The following is a 15,396-nucleotide window of genomic DNA, read 5'->3' on the forward strand; positions in this document are numbered from 1 at the left end:
TCCAGCATATATCTACACAGGAAAGACCTGTGGAGAATCAAAGGTGAAACAAAAAGCTTATTTCCCCATCCAAATCCGTTTCAGATGGATGGTAAGGAACACCAGTTCCTCGTCCGAAAGCTCCTTGTGCCAGGTATTGCGCACATACTCCGCAATGCAACAGGCGCATTTGTAGTGTTCGCTGCAATTGCGGGCGATCAGGGCGCGGAACACTTCGTCATGGGTATCGTTTTCCTGCTCCTGTTTTCCTTGAAATACGCGCTGTGCAAAAAAGCGCAAATGCACTGTAAAACGGCTGAAATCCAGTGCATCCCGGTCAAAATGGAAGTTGTAAAAGCATTCCACTACCTGCACGCAGCCATCCACAAAGCGGGTGACATCGTTCACCACGCTCATGGTGGTGTTGAGCTCTGCGTTGACGATGTGCAGCGCAATAAAGCCGCCCTCGTCGTCCGAAAGGTCTGCATGGAAGCGCTGGCGGATAGTGGCAAGGCACTCCACGCCAAGGTGATACTCTTCCGGGTAGAATTCCCGAATGGAAGTCATCAACGGGTTAGAAAAGCGAATACCCTCTTCGCTGCGCTGAATGGCAAAGCTGATGTGGTCGGCCAGCGTGATGAGCAGGCTTTCATTCAGTGGGTATTTCAGCCGCTGCCGGATGGTTTCTACCAACTCATCGGTGAGCAGTAGATGCTCATACGGAATCCGTTCCAGAAGTTCCACCAACTTTTGCTGCACGGCAGGGCTGGTCATGCGGTAGCTGCACTCTGCGGTTTCAGCCTCGATTTTATAGCCCGGCTTAACACCAAAGCCCAAACCGCGCCCGGTGACGATCAGTTCACAGCCCGTGGGGTCCACCACGCGCAAAATGTTGTTGTTGATTGGCTTTTTGACGGTATATTGCATTGTTTCTTCTCCTCGGGTTGAAAAAGGCAATAAAAAAAGACCACCCTTGACACAGCAAACATACCGAAGGCTGAAACACGCTTTCGGCTTGTGCTATGCAGAGTTGGTCTAGCCCGCCAAACGGTAACAATCCAACGACGCTGCTCACGTACATTTTTCTTTTTTTGTAAGGCGCAAACAAATCAGGCACTTGAATAACGATTTATTATAAGTAATACTACAATATCACATTCTTTGTGGAGTGTCAAGGCGAGAACGGCTCTCTTTTTCACTTTGTTAGCTTTGCACAAATTCAGTCGATAATTTACAGCAGATTGACAAGTAAAAAGATTTCTTTTATTCCTCATCCGGATACAAGTTCCGTGCATCCTTAACTGCAAGCAGAGGATTTTATTTGACGTGCATGATACGAAACCAATCGCAACAAATCGTCCCTTTACAGTCGGGCAAAACTGGATTATGCTCAACACGCCCAGAGGAGCACAATCCAGTGCGATTCTCTACAGCATTGCAGAAACGGCAAGGCCAACAATTTGAAGCCGTATGAGTATTTCCGTTTTTTACTGGACGAGATTGCAGAACATCTTTATGGCCGGGAGCATGATCCAAATGACCGCGCGTTCTTAAATGATATGATGCCGTAGTCGGACAAACTGCCTGACATTTGCAAGAAGAAAATTTGAGGCTTGCTGGAGCCGGATTCGGCTCCAGCTTTATTTTTGCTTGACGGCTGTGCTTGAGCGGTTACATAGATACATTGCACAGACTTACTCCCTTTAATACTCCTCTAGAAAAAACCAGCCGGAAGTAAATCCCTTCCGGCTGGCATATACATATTCTCTTTTACGCGGTAAATGCAGGGCGGATACTCTGTTGTACCCCGGTCTTTTCTTCTTGTTGCTTTGCCCACGTCACGCGTGTCACTTCTTCAACAAATGCGCGCGCTTTCTTATCGGCAGAATAGTAATGGATTCCAAATTGGTCGCAGACGTCAAACAAAAGTTCGGTGTAGGCAAGTTCGTCCGCTGACGGCATCGCAAAATATCCACCTGCCGCATCGGCCAGTTCATCGATTTCATAACGTTCATTTATGATCATATCTGCCTCATCGGCTATATTTTTAACATTAACCATTTACCACGCTCACTTCCTTGATCGGAGCCAAAAATGTATCTGGATCAAAATATAAATTTTTCAAAACAGGAATTAAATCAATATACTCTTCTTCAGGCCTGTCATTCTGTTTATACTTTGCCATCGCTACAATATAACCATGATTCCATTCTTTTACTTCTGTATAATGCTCCAATGAATATGGTGCGCGAAATCTAATTACCTTATCCCCCACACGGAAAACTGCATAATTGGATTCATTGCTAAGAATTGCCCGTTGGCTATTCATACACGTTTCCCTCCTTCATTACTCTGGCTTTTTCAGTAGCTGTTCAAAGTTTGAGTATGCCTCGCGAATGATTTGTATTTGCCTACTTTAGTATCAATAACCGCAGCAATCAATTCAAAATCACGGGGACCTTCTGCAACAATTCCTTTTTGTCAAAAGAGCGCATTTATAGGTTTGAGGCAAGCAATAAACGCACTGCGGCAGCCTGATTTGACGCTTTTACAGGTGACTGTGAATGGAACATCTGCATGATTCCATAGGATCAAATCGCTTTGCCGCCTGACTCTTCATACTTACTTTCGCGTGCAATGTCGCTTTTGAAGCGGATGCACCGCACGTGACCGAGACGTTCTACAAGGAAACAGTACGGGCGGATGCCATCGTCGATTTCCAGAATTTCATAGGGCAATAGCTGCATAGAGAGCAACTCTGCCAAAGAATGATTTTTGATTTGCTTTGCAAATTCCATCGCCGTATAAGGTGACTCTCCCTCATACCGCACTGCATAGCGGCTGGGGTATGGGAAAAACGAGATTCCGTTGGCCGCAAGCATGCTCTCTCCTGCCTCGATTTCCGGTGAACGGAAGTTGTAAATCCGCAATGTGGGCGGCACGCGCCGCTTAGGACACCATTTCGGTACATTTACCTTGGGGTCATCAGAGCGAAAGATGATGATTTTTTTGCCGCCGGTGCAGTATTTTGTGTTCGGTTTCATGCGCCGACCGTGAACTATTTTCGTTTCAGACCCGGCATAGAGTTTACAGTCCGAGCAGTAATAACACTTGAATTTGCGTACTTTTTCTTCATACATAGTCAATTTCACCTCTTATTCCGTCAAAAGAAGCCGTGGCAGCAAAGCGCCGCCACGGCTGTAATTAAATCATTCTGCGAACATTCAACCCTTTACGCACACGCGGCCAGCGTTTGTCGGCGCGGGTTGAGGACCGCGAGTACAAAAGGGCGAGGCTTGATGTAATAATGGGTGGTGGATGTTTCAAAGTGGATCTTCTGCGTTTCGGTTTCGTGAATCTTCACTACAGGAGCCGTATGGTACATTTCGCCGCCCGTACTGAAGATGGCGGGTCTGCCCACCATCAGTGCGGACATGAGTTTGCCGGTAATGTAAAGCTCCAGCTTCCGCTTTTTCATTCTGTCCTTGCCTCCCTTTAAGCATCTCTGCACAGTTCCACCACGATGAACCGCGCGTTATCCAGCAGCGTGTTCACATGGTACAGCGAGGTGTTCTGCATCTGCGCGATCTCGTTCGTCTGGTAGCCTTTGGTGCGCAGACGGATAATTTCCATCTGCTGGGGCGTTACCCGCTTGGCGAGGGCGTGCAGAAGCAATGCAACCTCACTTTCACGCAGCGCTTCCTCGTCCGTTACCGTTGGTGTTGAATGCCGGGTCAGATGCCCGGTGTAAGACTGACGGGGACGAACAAAACGGATGACGCGGAAACGGCGCTTGTCGGTGCGGTGGGTATTGACAACTTCGCCTTCCATCGCCCGCCACGCAACCGTGGCAAAGGAATAGCCTGCAAGGTTCGGGTCGGTCAGATACCGCTGTACGGCCCGCAGATAGCCGAAAATGACGATGTCATAATATTCGCTGGCAGGCAGATTCTTCTCGTGCAGAAACTTGTAGACAAGGTTGTGGTTCTTGTCGGCAAAAATACGCTGAGTATCATTCAACGGAATATCGTGCATAAAGCACCTCCTTCATAAACTGTTACGCGGGCAGCGGCTGCGTGTCACCGTTCACCGATGCCCCGATGCAAAAGCTGCCATCGGCGGTCGCAGGGGCGGTAGCGCAGCTCTCCACATCACAAAGACCATCATCCTGTTCACGTTTTGCCTCGATGCGCTGGCGGTTCATGCCGCGAATCTGCTCACGGAAGCTCAAGGCGTACTTGCGCACAGCGGCAAGCTGCTCGCCGTGGAAATCGCCCAAGCGCTTGAACGTGGCAACGCTGTAATCCTTGCCCTCCGGGTTCGTCTGGCGTTTCAATCCAATCTCCACAAGGCTGCCGTAGGTGGCACGGTTGCGGAAAACAAAGCCCTGATTCAAAAACTCACGGAACGGGCTGATGCTGGTGGGAGAGAGATTGATCGCCAGCGGCATAAACTCCCCGCTGCGCAGCAAGTACAGCACCCGCATATTCTTGCAGGCTTTGCCGCGACCATTGGCGGCACTGCCAAATTGGCTCAACGCACAGGTTTCGCAGACACCACCGGGTTCACCGTAGCCCTGTTTGCCGTCTACAGAGGAGCAGAGCGGCGGTACATCGTCGCTGTACTCATCGCCCTCCGGCCAGTAGGCGCAGCTTGCGTGATTGAACAAAATCACGCCGGTGAGAGTGGGGCTGTAATCTGGGTGCTGAGGGTCGCCGGTGGGCAATTCAAACTGCAGCACGCCGCCTGCGGGAATCTTGATGCGGGGAAAGGACATCGTAAAGCCGTCCCTATCCTCGGCAAGTTCCTCACTGCTGAAATCGGCATCGCCCATTTCGGGCAGCACAAAATCCAGCGGTTCGTTGGCGGTCATGGCGGTGGTGGCTGCGGCGTTAGCGTTCATCATAGACATAAAAAATCCTCCTATATGTAGGGCAGCATCAAGCAGCTGCCTGGTTGATTCTCGACCACTGCTGTGTGGGCATGGTCAAAATGCTGTAACCGATACTTTCCAATTCACTGGCGCGGTCATAGCTCTCCACATCCTGGCTGTGTCGGGTCACGGCGTTGGATAAACCATACAGCGTCAAATCGTTGGATTCGATCAGCCGCTGCAATACGCCAGTGCTTTCGCTGTCGGTAATGTGGAACTCTTTGCTGGCAAGTTTGACGACGGCCGGCACATCACGGGTATCCATCTGTGCGGCTTTGGTCTCCTGCATTTTGCCGACGACCTGTGCGAACCGCGCTTCTTCCACGGCAGCGCGCACGGTGTCCTGAATCTTCATGACAAAGGCTTTGTCCTCCGCGTCCAAAGTTGCTTGGGAGTAGACGCTGAAATTTTCCTCGCTATCTGTAACACGCCCCACATGGTTACGGCGGGCGGCGGCTTCATTCACGACCATGCCGTTGCTGCACACCAGCCGATAGATCAGCGGCTGGATGCTGACGGAACCAAGTCCGACCTCGCTGTTGCTGATGATGACCCCTGCCTGCACAATGTCGCCGGGGGATACCTCCGCCTGCAAGCGGGGGTTCACGGCCTTGATGTACATACGGCTTTCGGTGATTTGGCAGCTTTCAAAGCGGATGTCAGGCAGCCCGCCGAGAATCGGAAGCGTCACTCCGGCAATGTCGATATTGTCGATGCGGCGGTAGCGATTGCTCAGGTACGCACGGGCGGAGCCGTCCAAGGTGCGCAGCATACGCTGGCTGTTTTCTTGCTTGAACCATGTGTTGGCGTTGTAGGCCAGCAGGTCGGGGCGTTCCTCCCGCATACGGTCATAGTAGGCGGCGGGGATGCGCAGATGAGTGCCGATCTGCCGATGGGCGATGCCGGTGATGGTCATGGGCTCGATTAGTTCAGTGCCGCTGTCGTCCGACAGGTGCAAAAACATTTCTTTGCCGTAGGATTCCATCCGCAGGCGATTGGGGGCAATGAGGTAGTCCTCCTTGGACTCGCTCTGCCGTTTCACTTCGGTCAGCATCTGCTGTAAGGATACACCGGATTTCATACGCGAAACCTCCCTTTACCACGAGAGAACCAGCTTGCCGGAAGTTTCCTCGGCGGCCAGCCCATCTCCTGCAAAGACCTGTTTCAACTTTTCCCAGCAGCCCACAGGTGGGAAACCGTGCAGTTCCGGGAGTACCGATGTGCTGCCATCCGTAAGCTGGATGTGACCGTCCTCCTGCACGGTCATCGAGTGATGCCCGCGGGAACTGAGGTCGGCCACTATGCCCTCCAGCGTTGCGCGTCCCTCAGTTTCATACCAAATGCGCGGGTCGGGCAGTGGGGGAGTCTCAGCGGGAATACGCGGTTTTTCAGGCGTGTCTGCCGTGGGATTTGGGCGCAGCGGCACGGTGTTGATCAACTCGCACCGCAAGTGAGCCTGCTTGTCCAAAACGACCTCGGCACTCTCAAAGCCGTCCAATCCGTGAACACGAATCAGGCAGCGCCCTCCCTCTTTGACGATAGCAAGCGGATCTTTGGTGGCCCATTCCCATGTGATGTTGCTGTCCGCCGTGCGAAGCGCAGCGGTGACGCGTTGGTTCACATGAAGCAGCAGAATGTCGCTGAGCGGTTCGTCCTCAATGTCCGGCACCACAAACTTGGTGCGGCGGGGTGCCTTTGCTTTCTTCTTGGGGACTGCCGGTAGGCTGCTGCGCAGATGGTGCAGCACATACAGTTCCCAGATGGAGCAGGCAACAAGCAGAAGCGGCAGCAGCAGCGCGCCGCGCACAAACGCGGCGATGGCTACAATGATGCCCACGAAAATACTTGTACCGTTCCAGATGGCATTGTCAGATTTCATTGTCGATTACCGTCCTTTCACAAAAACAAAAAGGGCTGCATCAGGTGTCCATTCTGAACACTTGATGCAGCCCAAGGTGCAGCCGCTTTTCGGCGGCCATGCGGGATGCGGATGGATTCTTGGTTCACTCCTTTCTGCCGGTGGCAGGAAATATCTATATAAAAAAGTGCCGGCAGGGAAGACACCGCGCCCAATTCAGCGCAATGCCATCTACTACCGGCACCGATTACAAAAATAACAACGTATGCTTATATAGCATAAAAATCATCTATAAGATTATTATAATACTATATCTTGTGGATGTCAACGGTGGATTTTGTATGGGCTCCTGCACGATGATAACAACGCGCTTGCAATTATACTCCCGCAGGAGTATAATTGCAATGAGGAGGTGGTCTGATGAAAAAGACGATTTATCACGGCTCGGATCACATTATTGAAAAGCCCCAATATGGCTATGGAAAGCCCTACAATGACTATGGCGTTGGCTTCTACTGCACCGAAAACCCGAACATGGCGAAAGAGTGGGGCGTAAGTATTGACCACAACGGTTATGCAAATGAGTATCAAATCGAATGTGACGGTTTGACGATTCTCGATTTGAATGCCCCGGAATATACAATGCTGCACTGGCTGACGATTCTGCTTGAAAACCGTGAGTTTGATGCGTCCACACCGCTGGCGGCGGAAGCTAAGGATTATCTCTTACAGAATTTTCATCTGGACTACAAAACGGCAGATGTCATTATCGGCTATCGTGCCGATGACAGCTACTTTTCCTTTGCCTCTGACTTTATCAACGGTGCAATCTCGTATCGCCAGTTGTGTAGCGCTATGCGCCTTGGCAAACTGGGTCAGCAATTTGTACTGAAAAGCCGAAAAGCCTTTGAGCAGCTGAAATTTATGGGCTATGATACAGCAGACGCCAAAGAATGGTATAAGAAGAAAGCGTTCCGTGACCAGGCCGCCCGCCGCCAATACTTTGATGTAGAGCGGAACCGCCGCCAAAGGGGCGATCTTTACATTACAACCATCCTTGACGAGGAGATGAAGCCCAGTGATCCACGCTTACGATAAAAATTATCTTACCGCTGCACAAAAATGTCTTGCGCGTATGCTGGACTACATGGTCAATGATTTACAGTATCCGCTGGAAACAGTATGGAACTGGTTTTTAATGAGCGAGATTTCCCATCGCTTTGAACTCGGTGATAGCACTATTTTGGCAGGCACTTCCGGTGTGGAACTTGCCCGCAGGGTACTGGAACAGGCGGGGGAGCCAGAACCCGTCCGCAAGGCATCCTATGCGTATGACCGCAGTCTCGAATACTGGACGGGCTGGGCTATCGCATATTACCAGTGGGATACCGGGCTGCGCTTCTCTGAAATTGAGCAGGCTGTGCCGATTTCCAAGGTGCGAATGCTGTATACGCCCTACCATGAAATGGACGTTCGCCAGTTTGCTGATAAGATGAACGAACTGTACCGCGCAGCAAAGCCGGAAACAAACCTAAAGAGCCTGCGCACACTGGCCGAAATGAGCCAGTCGGAACTGGCACGACAGGCAGAAATCCCCGTGCGCACCATCCAGCAATATGAGCAACGCCAGAAAGACATTAACAAGGCGCAAGGGGAAACCTTGCTGCGCTTGGCACGTGTCCTGCATTGCAGTATAGATGATCTGATGGAAAAAGTCCCACAGCAATAATATGAATAGAAGCGGAAGATTCTCATTTAAGACAGCGGGAATCTTCCGCTTCTATTTTGTCGGTTATCGCATCAGTAAGTATCAAGCATAATTTGCTGCCGCAGGTAAAGGTTTGACACTGCCGTGATGACCTCGCGGCTGCAACGGTACTCCCGCACTGCATGGGCGAAGTTGTCGCAGTTCAGGTCGTTGTCGTCATACAGCTTGTCCAGCACATCGTAGCCGTCCTTCAGGCGGCGGATGTCCATTTCGATGCACTTGATAATTTCCGCGCACGAGAGCGGTGTCTGCCGGGCAAGGCGGATGACTTTTTTCTCGCAGGCGCTACGGGCATCAACGTGGAACAGGCGGCGGGTGATTTTCCAAGAGATGCCCTCCAAAAACGTCAGTTTGAGGAACGACAGCACCCGCAGCGGCCATGCCGCACCGATGGGGATGATAAAGCGGCAGGAGAGCAAATCATATAGCGCATCATACTCGGTATCCCCGGTGCCAACCACAATGAGCCCGCGAACTAGCAGGCGCTGCACACAGTCCTGCCAGCTGCGGTGGATGGTGACATTGGAACTGCTCGCCATCTTCTCGTAGAAGCTGCTGATTTCCTCTTCCCGCAGGATGCGCCAGTTGAGGATGGACCAGAGCATAAACTCTTGCACATCGACCTCGTACTCTTTTTCGCAGACGATGATGACCGGGCGGGTGCCTTCTTCGGTGCAGCAGCGGATATAACGGCCATTGGCAGTGTAAAGCATTTTCATAAGGGAACCTCCAAATTTTAATTTTCGTGTAGAGATGAGAGAAAAGATTCATCGTTTCGCAATTTGTGGACAGCACGGCTGATCCACGCCGAAACGTGGTTGGGCGGGGCGCTCATGCGAGTAGCAACTGCGGTAAGCGGTATGCCGGAGACTTGCAACGCCAGCGCATGGACGCCCTTGCGGGTCACGCCACTGTATTGAGATTCTGCGGCGGCAAGCAGCAGGGGAGTCTCGCACTCAATATCGAAGGGAGCGCTATGTTGTACTTCTAATGCGGCAAGTGCAGTTGGCTTCATCTCTGCCAGAGAAATCATGCGGCATTGTTTTCCCGTAAGGTTGCGGCAGTAACTGACAAGACCATTCTGTACGACCTGCCGGGCATAGGATGCAAAGCTACCGCGCGCTGGGTCGAAGGTCAGTGCTGCATTGCAGAGCCAGACACAGCCCTCTTGATACAAGTCCTCATAGCCAAGACCAGCAACGCAGGGATTGACATTGATGTCGAACCGCAGGACGCGCTCTACGATGCTCAGATTTTCTTCTGCCAAACGCTGTTGGTCAGCTGTGAGCCTTTTCACGCATTTCATAACCGTCACCTCGCAGTCGCATTCTCGCAGATGCGGATGATTTGCTCACAGCGGTAGTCGCCGCACTTGGCAATATGTACCTGATCTCCGGGCAGTCCCATCTGCGTTTGCAGCCAGCAGTAACTCTGGTCTCGGTTCATGCCAAGCTGTGCCTGTACACTGTGCAGTGCATGGTGGGCAAGAATGCGTTTATGCCGCAAATCTCCGTTGGCAAGGGTGCCGAGCGGCTGTTTCGTGCGGCGGTCTGCTGTGACATAGGCATCACAGGCAGGCCAGCGGCGGCAGACGTACAGGTACGTTCCTGCGGAAATGTCGGACAGACCATGAATCGCGCTTGCCGGGCGCAGCATGGCAAGAGAGCCGCAGTAGGGACAATGGATACGAGCTTGTTTCATAGAATTTCACCTCCAATTTGTTGAAAATAGGCCGAAAAAACCTATTTGCCCTTATTACTGTCATCTCACACGAAAAAATTAAAAAATTTCGGCCACTTTTTCAAATTTTACAATTTGTTCATATCTTCGCGGCGTTACGCCAGCATCGGACGGGATCCGCCACCGACAGATTTGCGTACATCCAGCATCGTCCTGCCGTTCAGCGTGACAGGCGCATTGAACAGCATCGTCAGAAGGTACTTTTTGAGATTTTTAACGTCTGTGTGCAGATTACGCAGGCCATCAAGGACAAAACGGATATGCTCGCTTGTCAGCTGTAACAGCCGTTCCCGCACCAAGGCCATCGGGAACAGGTTGTTTCCAAGCCGCAGTACAGGGCTGCGAAGCTGGATTGTCTCCACGACCAACTCGTAGATTTCCTGCATCACGGGGGCGCTCTCCGGCTGATTGCGGCAAAGCAGGTCCAGCTCAATGTTGTCGCGGACTTTTGTCCGCACGGTCTCGCTCTCGGATAAGATCAGATCCGTATTTTGTTTCTCTTTATTTTGTATTTCTTTATTTAATTGTATGGGATTTTCCTGTACAGCAGAATCCGATGCAAGGGGTTCCAGCATAGGCGGCACGGATTCAGCGCTGCCATCGGAGCCGGACGAGGACGCTTGCGGGTACTCATAGACATAGTAATCGCAGCCTCGCAGACAGCCGCGTTCATCCCGGACGCGGGTACGCACCACATACCCTGTGTCCTCCAGTTCCCAAATGGCTGTACGGATAGCGTCAACGCTCTCCTTGTTGATGGCGGCAAGCCCTTTGAGGGTATAATCCCAGTCGTCCGGCAGGGAAAGCATCTGCGACAGCAGGCCCTTTGCTTTCAGTGACAAATTTTTATTGCGAAGATGATGATTGCTCATAACGGTATAATCCTTAATGCGCTCTACGCGAAAAACAGCCATTTTACGAATCCTTTCATGTAAAAGATGGGCAGCCGCCGGGACTGCTCACGGTTCATCGGTTACAGATTCTGACGGATAATGCGGGTGATAATACCCACGGCGATGCTACGTTCCTCGTCCAGCTTTGTTACCACAAAGCTGACGTCGTCCTTTTTGCCGGGTGTGCGGCGGTCATAGCAGGAGTGAGCCACGGCGTTGACACCGTTGGAAAGCCGCACATAGACGATGCCTTTATGTACATCGGTGACGCGGCCGGCGTATTTGCTCTGCACACGGCAACGCTTCAAGGCTTCGCGGCTGGTATTCTCGGTGATGCTTTTGACATCAGCGTGGACAGACATTTCTTCCTGTGAGGTTTTGTTCACTTCGGTCACGCGGACAAGAATCTGGTCGCCCACAGCAAAACGGTCATGGGCATCACCGATCCAGTCCCATGCCAGATTCCGCGCCATGATGGAACACTCCACGCCGAAAATCTCCACACGGATGGATTTGTCGGCAACGGCAATAACGCGAGCCTGCACCACGCGCCCCTCCCGGACGCGGTACTCACCGTTGGCATCTGGGCTGAAATAGAAAAGCTGGCGTTTGCGCATCATGGCTTCGCGGCGGCTGGCAACCACACTGCGGCTCTTGGAGTCAATACCCAGGATGACAAAGTCGATTTCCGCGCCCAGCATATTGCCCAGCAGCTTCATCTGGCGGACGGCCATGCTGTCGGTACTGTTGGCAGCGCTCGGGGCGACCATCATTTCTTTGAGAGGAATGACGATGCGGAAGCCGTTGTAGTCCACAACGGCAATCGTCTTGCCGCTGTCGGTCTGCTCGATACCGCCCAACGGTGCGAAGAGGATGCGCCGTGTGCGGTAGGCGTTGTGAATTTCGTGCCAGGCAGCAGCTTCGCGGGCATCCTCGGTTTCGATTTCGTCACCGCTTTCAATGGTCAGCACCGGGGCATCCGCTTTGCGTCTGCGGCGGGGCGGGGGAGTCTCGGCAGGCTTTTCTTCTTCGACAGGGGCGGGAATGGGTGCATCCTCAAACTCCACAAGTTCGGGGATAGGCAGGTCGGGGGTAAAAATGTCACTGTTCATTTCCATGAGGAATCTCCTTTTCGTTTTCAGGTTTTGTTATGATAGATTCTTTGTCGGTGGCAACCACCGCTTTTGATTTGGCGGGACGGCCGCGGCGTCTAGGCGGCACCTTAGGTGACGCCTTAGCTGTTTCCGCCGGGGGAGCTTCGAGTGTTTCTGGTAAGACTTTCCGCCATTCCGGGATATGGGCAGATGCTTTGCACTCCCGCAACTGCTTGTAAGCGGGGTGCAGAGAGTAGTCCATCTTGTGGACTTTCAGAACCTTGTGGCCGCGCAATATCACGAGCGCTTCATCTACCGGCAGGCGCAGCACTTCATCCGGGGTAAGCACCGGTCGTTTGCCAACGCCGCTGCTTTCGCGGTATTGTGGCGTGTAGTCGGAGACGCGCAGGGTGCTTAGAACCTTGGAGGTACTGGACACCGCCACGCTGGCGATGCCGGTACGCTGGGAAACGTATTCGGCGGTCAGCTGATCCGTGCAGCCGAGAAAAAGCTGCACATCGCAGTTGCCCAAAATCTCCTGCCACTGGTTCTGCGGATAGCGGTTTTGCAGACCGGCAAGATTCTGGAATACGCAGGACATAGAGATGTTGCGGGAGCGAATGACGCTGATGCGCCGGGATAATTCGGAAATCGTACCACAGGCGGTCAATTCCTCGCCCAGCACATGAACCGGAACAGGAAGCCGCCCGCCGGGGCAGTTGGCATCGGCATATCGGACGAGTTTGATGAAGGCAAAGGACAGGAACAGCGATGCAAGAAAGTCAAAGGTGCTGTCTTGATCGCTGGTGACTAGATAGTAGGCGCAGGGCTGCTGCCCTGGCAGTTCAAGGCTGATTTCGTCATACGCAGTAATTTTCTTAATCAGCTCAGACTGAAATACTTGCAACCGGCTGCCCAGCCCGCTGATAACACCGCTGCGCACCGAATCCGAGGCCCGCTGGTACAGGCTGTACGGTGCTTTGGCGGGGTGTGTCAGTGGCAGAACATCAAACAGGCTGTCCAACTGACTTTCGCTGCATTGCGTGATAAGGTTGTACACCTCACCAATATTCCGCTGTTCCGGCGGGTAGGTGAGGTCAACGTATAAGACCAGCGCTTTCAACAGATTCATCTCGCCGGAATCCCAGAAACGATCGCTCTTGCCTGTGCCGTTGGTATTCTTAATGATGACATCCACGAAAAGCTGCGCCATCAGCTCCTGCCCCTCAATTTCTTTCAGGCAGTTCCATGAATCGGAATTTTCGGGGCTGACGAGGTTGAACACCCGCACCGTGTAGCCCAAAACTCGCATATATTCGCTGGATTTTTCGTAGAGTTCCGATTTGGGGTCACAGATAATCAGCGACTCTCCGCGGGCAGCGCTTTGCAGGATGCGGTTCATACAGAACGAACGGGTTTTCATCGAGCCGCTGGCACCGTAGACGGCGAGGTTGCCGTTCATACGGGTTTTCTCCGGGATGCAAAGAAACCTGCCGTCGAGAATCCCCAGCACGGTGCCCGTATGCTGGGACAGGTCGGAAACTATATTCAGCACAGCAGGAATTTCTCGCGGCTGCATCCAGCCGGACGTGCCGTAAGTGCCTTTCGCAGAGAAATCAAAGTTGCGCTCAGAATCCGTTAAGGCATCTTGGCTGAATAACTTTCGGTACAGGAAAATCGCGGCGACTGCTGCTGCGCAGCCTGCCATACAGTAAAGGCTGTACGGAAACCACAAAATACCTTTGAGGCAAGCCAGCGGCGTCAAAGAGGAAAACGGCGGGGAAGTACCGCCCGGCATACCGCCGTTTTTCTGCCAGACAGCATAGTTGCCGATGAACTGCGTCAAGTAGCCGCAGGCGTAGAGCAGCAGCGTGACTGCCAACAGAATCTGCCATCTTTTTGAAGGACGTTTCATGGCGAAGTCAGAAACCTCCTCTCGAACTCGGCAAAGTCGATGATCTGCAGTTCGACCTTGTCGCCGCAGAGTGGCCGCAGCGCGCCTGCCTGAAAATCAAAGCAGAGGATGGCCCCCTTCATTTGCAGCAACTCCAAGGCAGACAGGAATCGAAACAGACGCGGCAGATCCGGCAGATAGCAGAACAGAATCGGCGCGCCTGCATCGGTACGAGCATCGTTTTCGATGAAAGCATTACGGCAAGGCAGCTGGAGTTCTTGCAACAGCGTGGCGTTTAGTTGCCCGATGACATCCGGGCGACAGAGCAGCCACAACAGCGTCTCGCCGTGGTAGTCATTGGTGAGAAAGTAGAAATGTTCGTAGCCTTCGCCAAAAAGGAAGTGTTCTTTCTTGTAGGTCTTTGCATCTTTCAGCAGAGTAGTCATCACTGCCCACTGATCGGACAGCAGGATGCCATCAGGCGTGTGACTTGCGCCAGTCCGCATATAGCGGATATTTTGCAGCATGATTTTTCCCCGCTGTTCGATTTGCGTGTCAAAGGTCGGAACAGCATCCATGCCGTTGAACACAGCAAAGGTGTGGGATGGGGTCATCAGTGAGCCTACCATGCGGGAGCCGTGAACCTTTATCATTTCAAGACCCAGTTCTTTCATCTCGCGGGAATCATAAAAAGCGGTTGATTCAATGCGGCAAGGACTGCTGCCACCAGGCACAAATACAGGGGGCTTTTCATCCCGATAAATCGCCGCACCTGCATTCAACATCGTGACATAGGCTTGCGCAATACGGTGCAGCCGCAGACGACGGGCAGGGGATGATTTGATGGAGTTGGTGTCGGTGCGACCTGACAGATAGAATTGAAATCGTTCTGGCGCTCGTTCCCGCAAAAGACGTTTGCCACGGATACCGAGCCGATAGCCGCGAAGATGATCTTTGGAGAAGATGCGCAGGAGCTTGCCGTGTGTCAGGCTCGTCACAACTTTTTTTCGGTAACTTTTGCTTGAGGTAAGACGATCAGCACACGCACAAGGAACCTCGCCGCAGATGGCTGTAAGCGCCAAAAGTTCATAATAGAGGCTGTCTTGCGCGGGCAGGACAGGAAAAGCAGAAGAAATAGAAATCACCTCGGAATTTAACCGTGCCTTCTTTGACTCCGGCGAAAGTCGCTGCCGATTGGGGTATGAATCGGCTTACAACAACGCGGAAAAGTCATTTT

The 15,396-nt window shown here is 52.5% G+C and carries 18 protein-coding genes; 2 read left to right on the plus strand and 16 right to left on the minus strand.

The features are described 5' to 3' along the window. Positions 1-57 precede the first annotated feature (57 nt). The 9 genes from GPK89_RS12810 to GPK89_RS12850 all read right to left on the minus strand — a co-directional run bounded on the left by GPK89_RS12810 (position 58) and on the right by GPK89_RS12850 (position 6,791). Positions 58-906, minus strand: coding sequence for a PRD domain-containing protein (locus GPK89_RS12810; RefSeq protein ID WP_078785515.1), 849 nt, complete (start codon positions 904-906; stop codon positions 58-60). Between the two features lie 843 nt (positions 907-1,749). Then, positions 1,750-2,040, minus strand: a complete 291-nt coding sequence (locus tag GPK89_RS12815) for a hypothetical protein (protein WP_078785516.1) — start codon at positions 2,038-2,040, stop codon at positions 1,750-1,752. Continuing rightward, on the minus strand, positions 2,033-2,308 hold the full coding sequence (locus GPK89_RS12820) for a DUF7724 family protein (protein WP_215693638.1): 276 nt from the start codon (positions 2,306-2,308) through the stop codon (positions 2,033-2,035). The genes GPK89_RS12815 and GPK89_RS12820 overlap by 8 nt, the downstream gene beginning before the upstream one ends. Positions 2,309-2,570: 262 nt before the next feature. Further along, positions 2,571-3,119: a hypothetical protein gene (locus GPK89_RS12825; protein WP_215693640.1), complete on the minus strand. Its 549-nt coding sequence runs from the start codon at positions 3,117-3,119 to the stop codon at positions 2,571-2,573. A 92-nt stretch (positions 3,120-3,211) separates the two neighbouring features. Then, entirely contained in the window at positions 3,212-3,457 is a 246-nt protein-coding gene (locus tag GPK89_RS12830) for a hypothetical protein (RefSeq protein ID WP_215693642.1), read from the minus strand. Positions 3,458-3,474: 17 nt separating this feature from the next. Next, positions 3,475-4,014 (minus strand): sigma-70 family RNA polymerase sigma factor, encoded by a 540-nt coding sequence (locus GPK89_RS12835; RefSeq protein WP_215693644.1) that lies wholly within the window; start codon positions 4,012-4,014, stop codon positions 3,475-3,477. A gap of 22 nt (positions 4,015-4,036) precedes the next feature. Continuing rightward, positions 4,037-4,891 carry a hypothetical protein gene (locus tag GPK89_RS12840; protein ID WP_330069175.1) on the minus strand — a complete coding sequence of 285 codons (855 nt, stop codon included), beginning with the start codon at positions 4,889-4,891 and terminating at the stop codon, positions 4,037-4,039. A 28-nt stretch (positions 4,892-4,919) separates the two neighbouring features. Continuing rightward, positions 4,920-5,993, minus strand: a complete 1,074-nt coding sequence (locus GPK89_RS12845; RefSeq protein ID WP_215693646.1) for a DUF932 domain-containing protein — start codon at positions 5,991-5,993, stop codon at positions 4,920-4,922. A 15-nt stretch (positions 5,994-6,008) separates the two neighbouring features. Further along, a complete protein-coding gene (locus GPK89_RS12850) occupies positions 6,009-6,791 on the minus strand; it encodes a hypothetical protein (protein WP_078785521.1) in 783 nt (260 codons plus the stop codon). Between the two features lie 399 nt (positions 6,792-7,190). On the opposite strand from GPK89_RS12850, the gene GPK89_RS12855 reads away from it, so the two are divergent. Together GPK89_RS12855 and GPK89_RS12860 are read left to right on the plus strand one after the other, a co-directional pair. Next, positions 7,191-7,868 carry a DUF3990 domain-containing protein gene (locus GPK89_RS12855; protein ID WP_078785522.1) on the plus strand — a complete coding sequence of 226 codons (678 nt, stop codon included), beginning with the start codon at positions 7,191-7,193 and terminating at the stop codon, positions 7,866-7,868. Next, positions 7,849-8,499, plus strand: coding sequence for a helix-turn-helix domain-containing protein (locus GPK89_RS12860; RefSeq protein WP_215693648.1), 651 nt, complete (start codon positions 7,849-7,851; stop codon positions 8,497-8,499). The genes GPK89_RS12855 and GPK89_RS12860 overlap by 20 nt, the downstream gene beginning before the upstream one ends. A 71-nt stretch (positions 8,500-8,570) precedes the next feature. Here GPK89_RS12860 and GPK89_RS12865 read toward each other — a convergent pair whose 3' ends face one another. From GPK89_RS12865 to GPK89_RS12895, 7 genes are all read right to left on the minus strand, one after another. Continuing rightward, positions 8,571-9,257 carry a hypothetical protein gene (locus GPK89_RS12865; protein ID WP_215693649.1) on the minus strand — a complete coding sequence of 229 codons (687 nt, stop codon included), beginning with the start codon at positions 9,255-9,257 and terminating at the stop codon, positions 8,571-8,573. Between the two features lie 17 nt (positions 9,258-9,274). Next, positions 9,275-9,844 (minus strand): sigma factor, encoded by a 570-nt coding sequence (locus GPK89_RS12870; protein WP_215693651.1) that lies wholly within the window; start codon positions 9,842-9,844, stop codon positions 9,275-9,277. Positions 9,845-9,849: 5 nt separating this feature from the next. Beyond that, entirely contained in the window at positions 9,850-10,239 is a 390-nt protein-coding gene (locus tag GPK89_RS12875; RefSeq protein WP_215693653.1) for a zinc-finger-containing protein, read from the minus strand. Positions 10,240-10,373: 134 nt separating this feature from the next. Further along, complete coding sequence (locus GPK89_RS12880) at positions 10,374-11,192, minus strand: DUF6017 domain-containing protein (RefSeq protein ID WP_200805200.1); 819 nt, start codon at positions 11,190-11,192, stop codon at positions 10,374-10,376. A 59-nt stretch (positions 11,193-11,251) separates the two neighbouring features. Then, the gene (locus GPK89_RS12885; protein ID WP_215693655.1) at positions 11,252-12,289 is read right to left on the minus strand and encodes a S1 RNA-binding domain-containing protein; all 1,038 of its coding nucleotides are present in this window, start codon (positions 12,287-12,289) and stop codon (positions 11,252-11,254) included. Next, entirely contained in the window at positions 12,273-14,180 is a 1,908-nt protein-coding gene (locus GPK89_RS12890; RefSeq protein ID WP_078785657.1) for a VirD4-like conjugal transfer protein, CD1115 family, read from the minus strand. Before GPK89_RS12890 ends, GPK89_RS12885 begins: the two co-directional genes overlap by 17 nt. Then, positions 14,177-15,304 (minus strand): hypothetical protein, encoded by a 1,128-nt coding sequence (locus GPK89_RS12895; RefSeq protein WP_215693657.1) that lies wholly within the window; start codon positions 15,302-15,304, stop codon positions 14,177-14,179. Before GPK89_RS12895 ends, GPK89_RS12890 begins: the two co-directional genes overlap by 4 nt. Positions 15,305-15,396: the final 92 nt, after the last annotated feature.

Origin of the sequence: Gemmiger formicilis (assembly GCF_018784445.1) — a bacterium.
GTDB lineage: Bacteria > Bacillota > Clostridia > Oscillospirales > Ruminococcaceae > Gemmiger.

What these genes read in the sequence shown, in the direction of transcription:
- GPK89_RS12810 (WP_078785515.1), bottom strand. Translation starts at nt 906, where the DNA reads ATGCAATATACCGTCAAAAAGCCAATCAACAACAACATTTTGCGCGTG.
- GPK89_RS12815 (WP_078785516.1), bottom strand. Translation starts at nt 2,040, where the DNA reads ATGGTTAATGTTAAAAATATAGCCGATGAGGCAGATATGATCATAAAT.
- GPK89_RS12820 (WP_215693638.1), bottom strand. Translation starts at nt 2,308, where the DNA reads ATGAATAGCCAACGGGCAATTCTTAGCAATGAATCCAATTATGCAGTT.
- GPK89_RS12825 (WP_215693640.1), bottom strand. Translation starts at nt 3,119, where the DNA reads ATGTATGAAGAAAAAGTACGCAAATTCAAGTGTTATTACTGCTCGGAC.
- GPK89_RS12830 (WP_215693642.1), bottom strand. Translation starts at nt 3,457, where the DNA reads ATGAAAAAGCGGAAGCTGGAGCTTTACATTACCGGCAAACTCATGTCC.
- GPK89_RS12835 (WP_215693644.1), bottom strand. Translation starts at nt 4,014, where the DNA reads ATGCACGATATTCCGTTGAATGATACTCAGCGTATTTTTGCCGACAAG.
- GPK89_RS12840 (WP_330069175.1), bottom strand. Translation starts at nt 4,891, where the DNA reads ATGTCTATGATGAACGCTAACGCCGCAGCCACCACCGCCATGACCGCC.
- GPK89_RS12845 (WP_215693646.1), bottom strand. Translation starts at nt 5,993, where the DNA reads ATGAAATCCGGTGTATCCTTACAGCAGATGCTGACCGAAGTGAAACGG.
- GPK89_RS12850 (WP_078785521.1), bottom strand. Translation starts at nt 6,791, where the DNA reads ATGAAATCTGACAATGCCATCTGGAACGGTACAAGTATTTTCGTGGGC.
- GPK89_RS12855 (WP_078785522.1), top strand. Translation starts at nt 7,191, where the DNA reads ATGAAAAAGACGATTTATCACGGCTCGGATCACATTATTGAAAAGCCC.
- GPK89_RS12865 (WP_215693649.1), bottom strand. Translation starts at nt 9,257, where the DNA reads ATGAAAATGCTTTACACTGCCAATGGCCGTTATATCCGCTGCTGCACC.
- GPK89_RS12870 (WP_215693651.1), bottom strand. Translation starts at nt 9,844, where the DNA reads ATGAAATGCGTGAAAAGGCTCACAGCTGACCAACAGCGTTTGGCAGAA.
- GPK89_RS12875 (WP_215693653.1), bottom strand. Translation starts at nt 10,239, where the DNA reads ATGAAACAAGCTCGTATCCATTGTCCCTACTGCGGCTCTCTTGCCATG.
- GPK89_RS12880 (WP_200805200.1), bottom strand. Translation starts at nt 11,192, where the DNA reads ATGGCTGTTTTTCGCGTAGAGCGCATTAAGGATTATACCGTTATGAGC.
- GPK89_RS12885 (WP_215693655.1), bottom strand. Translation starts at nt 12,289, where the DNA reads ATGGAAATGAACAGTGACATTTTTACCCCCGACCTGCCTATCCCCGAA.
- GPK89_RS12890 (WP_078785657.1), bottom strand. Translation starts at nt 14,180, where the DNA reads ATGAAACGTCCTTCAAAAAGATGGCAGATTCTGTTGGCAGTCACGCTG.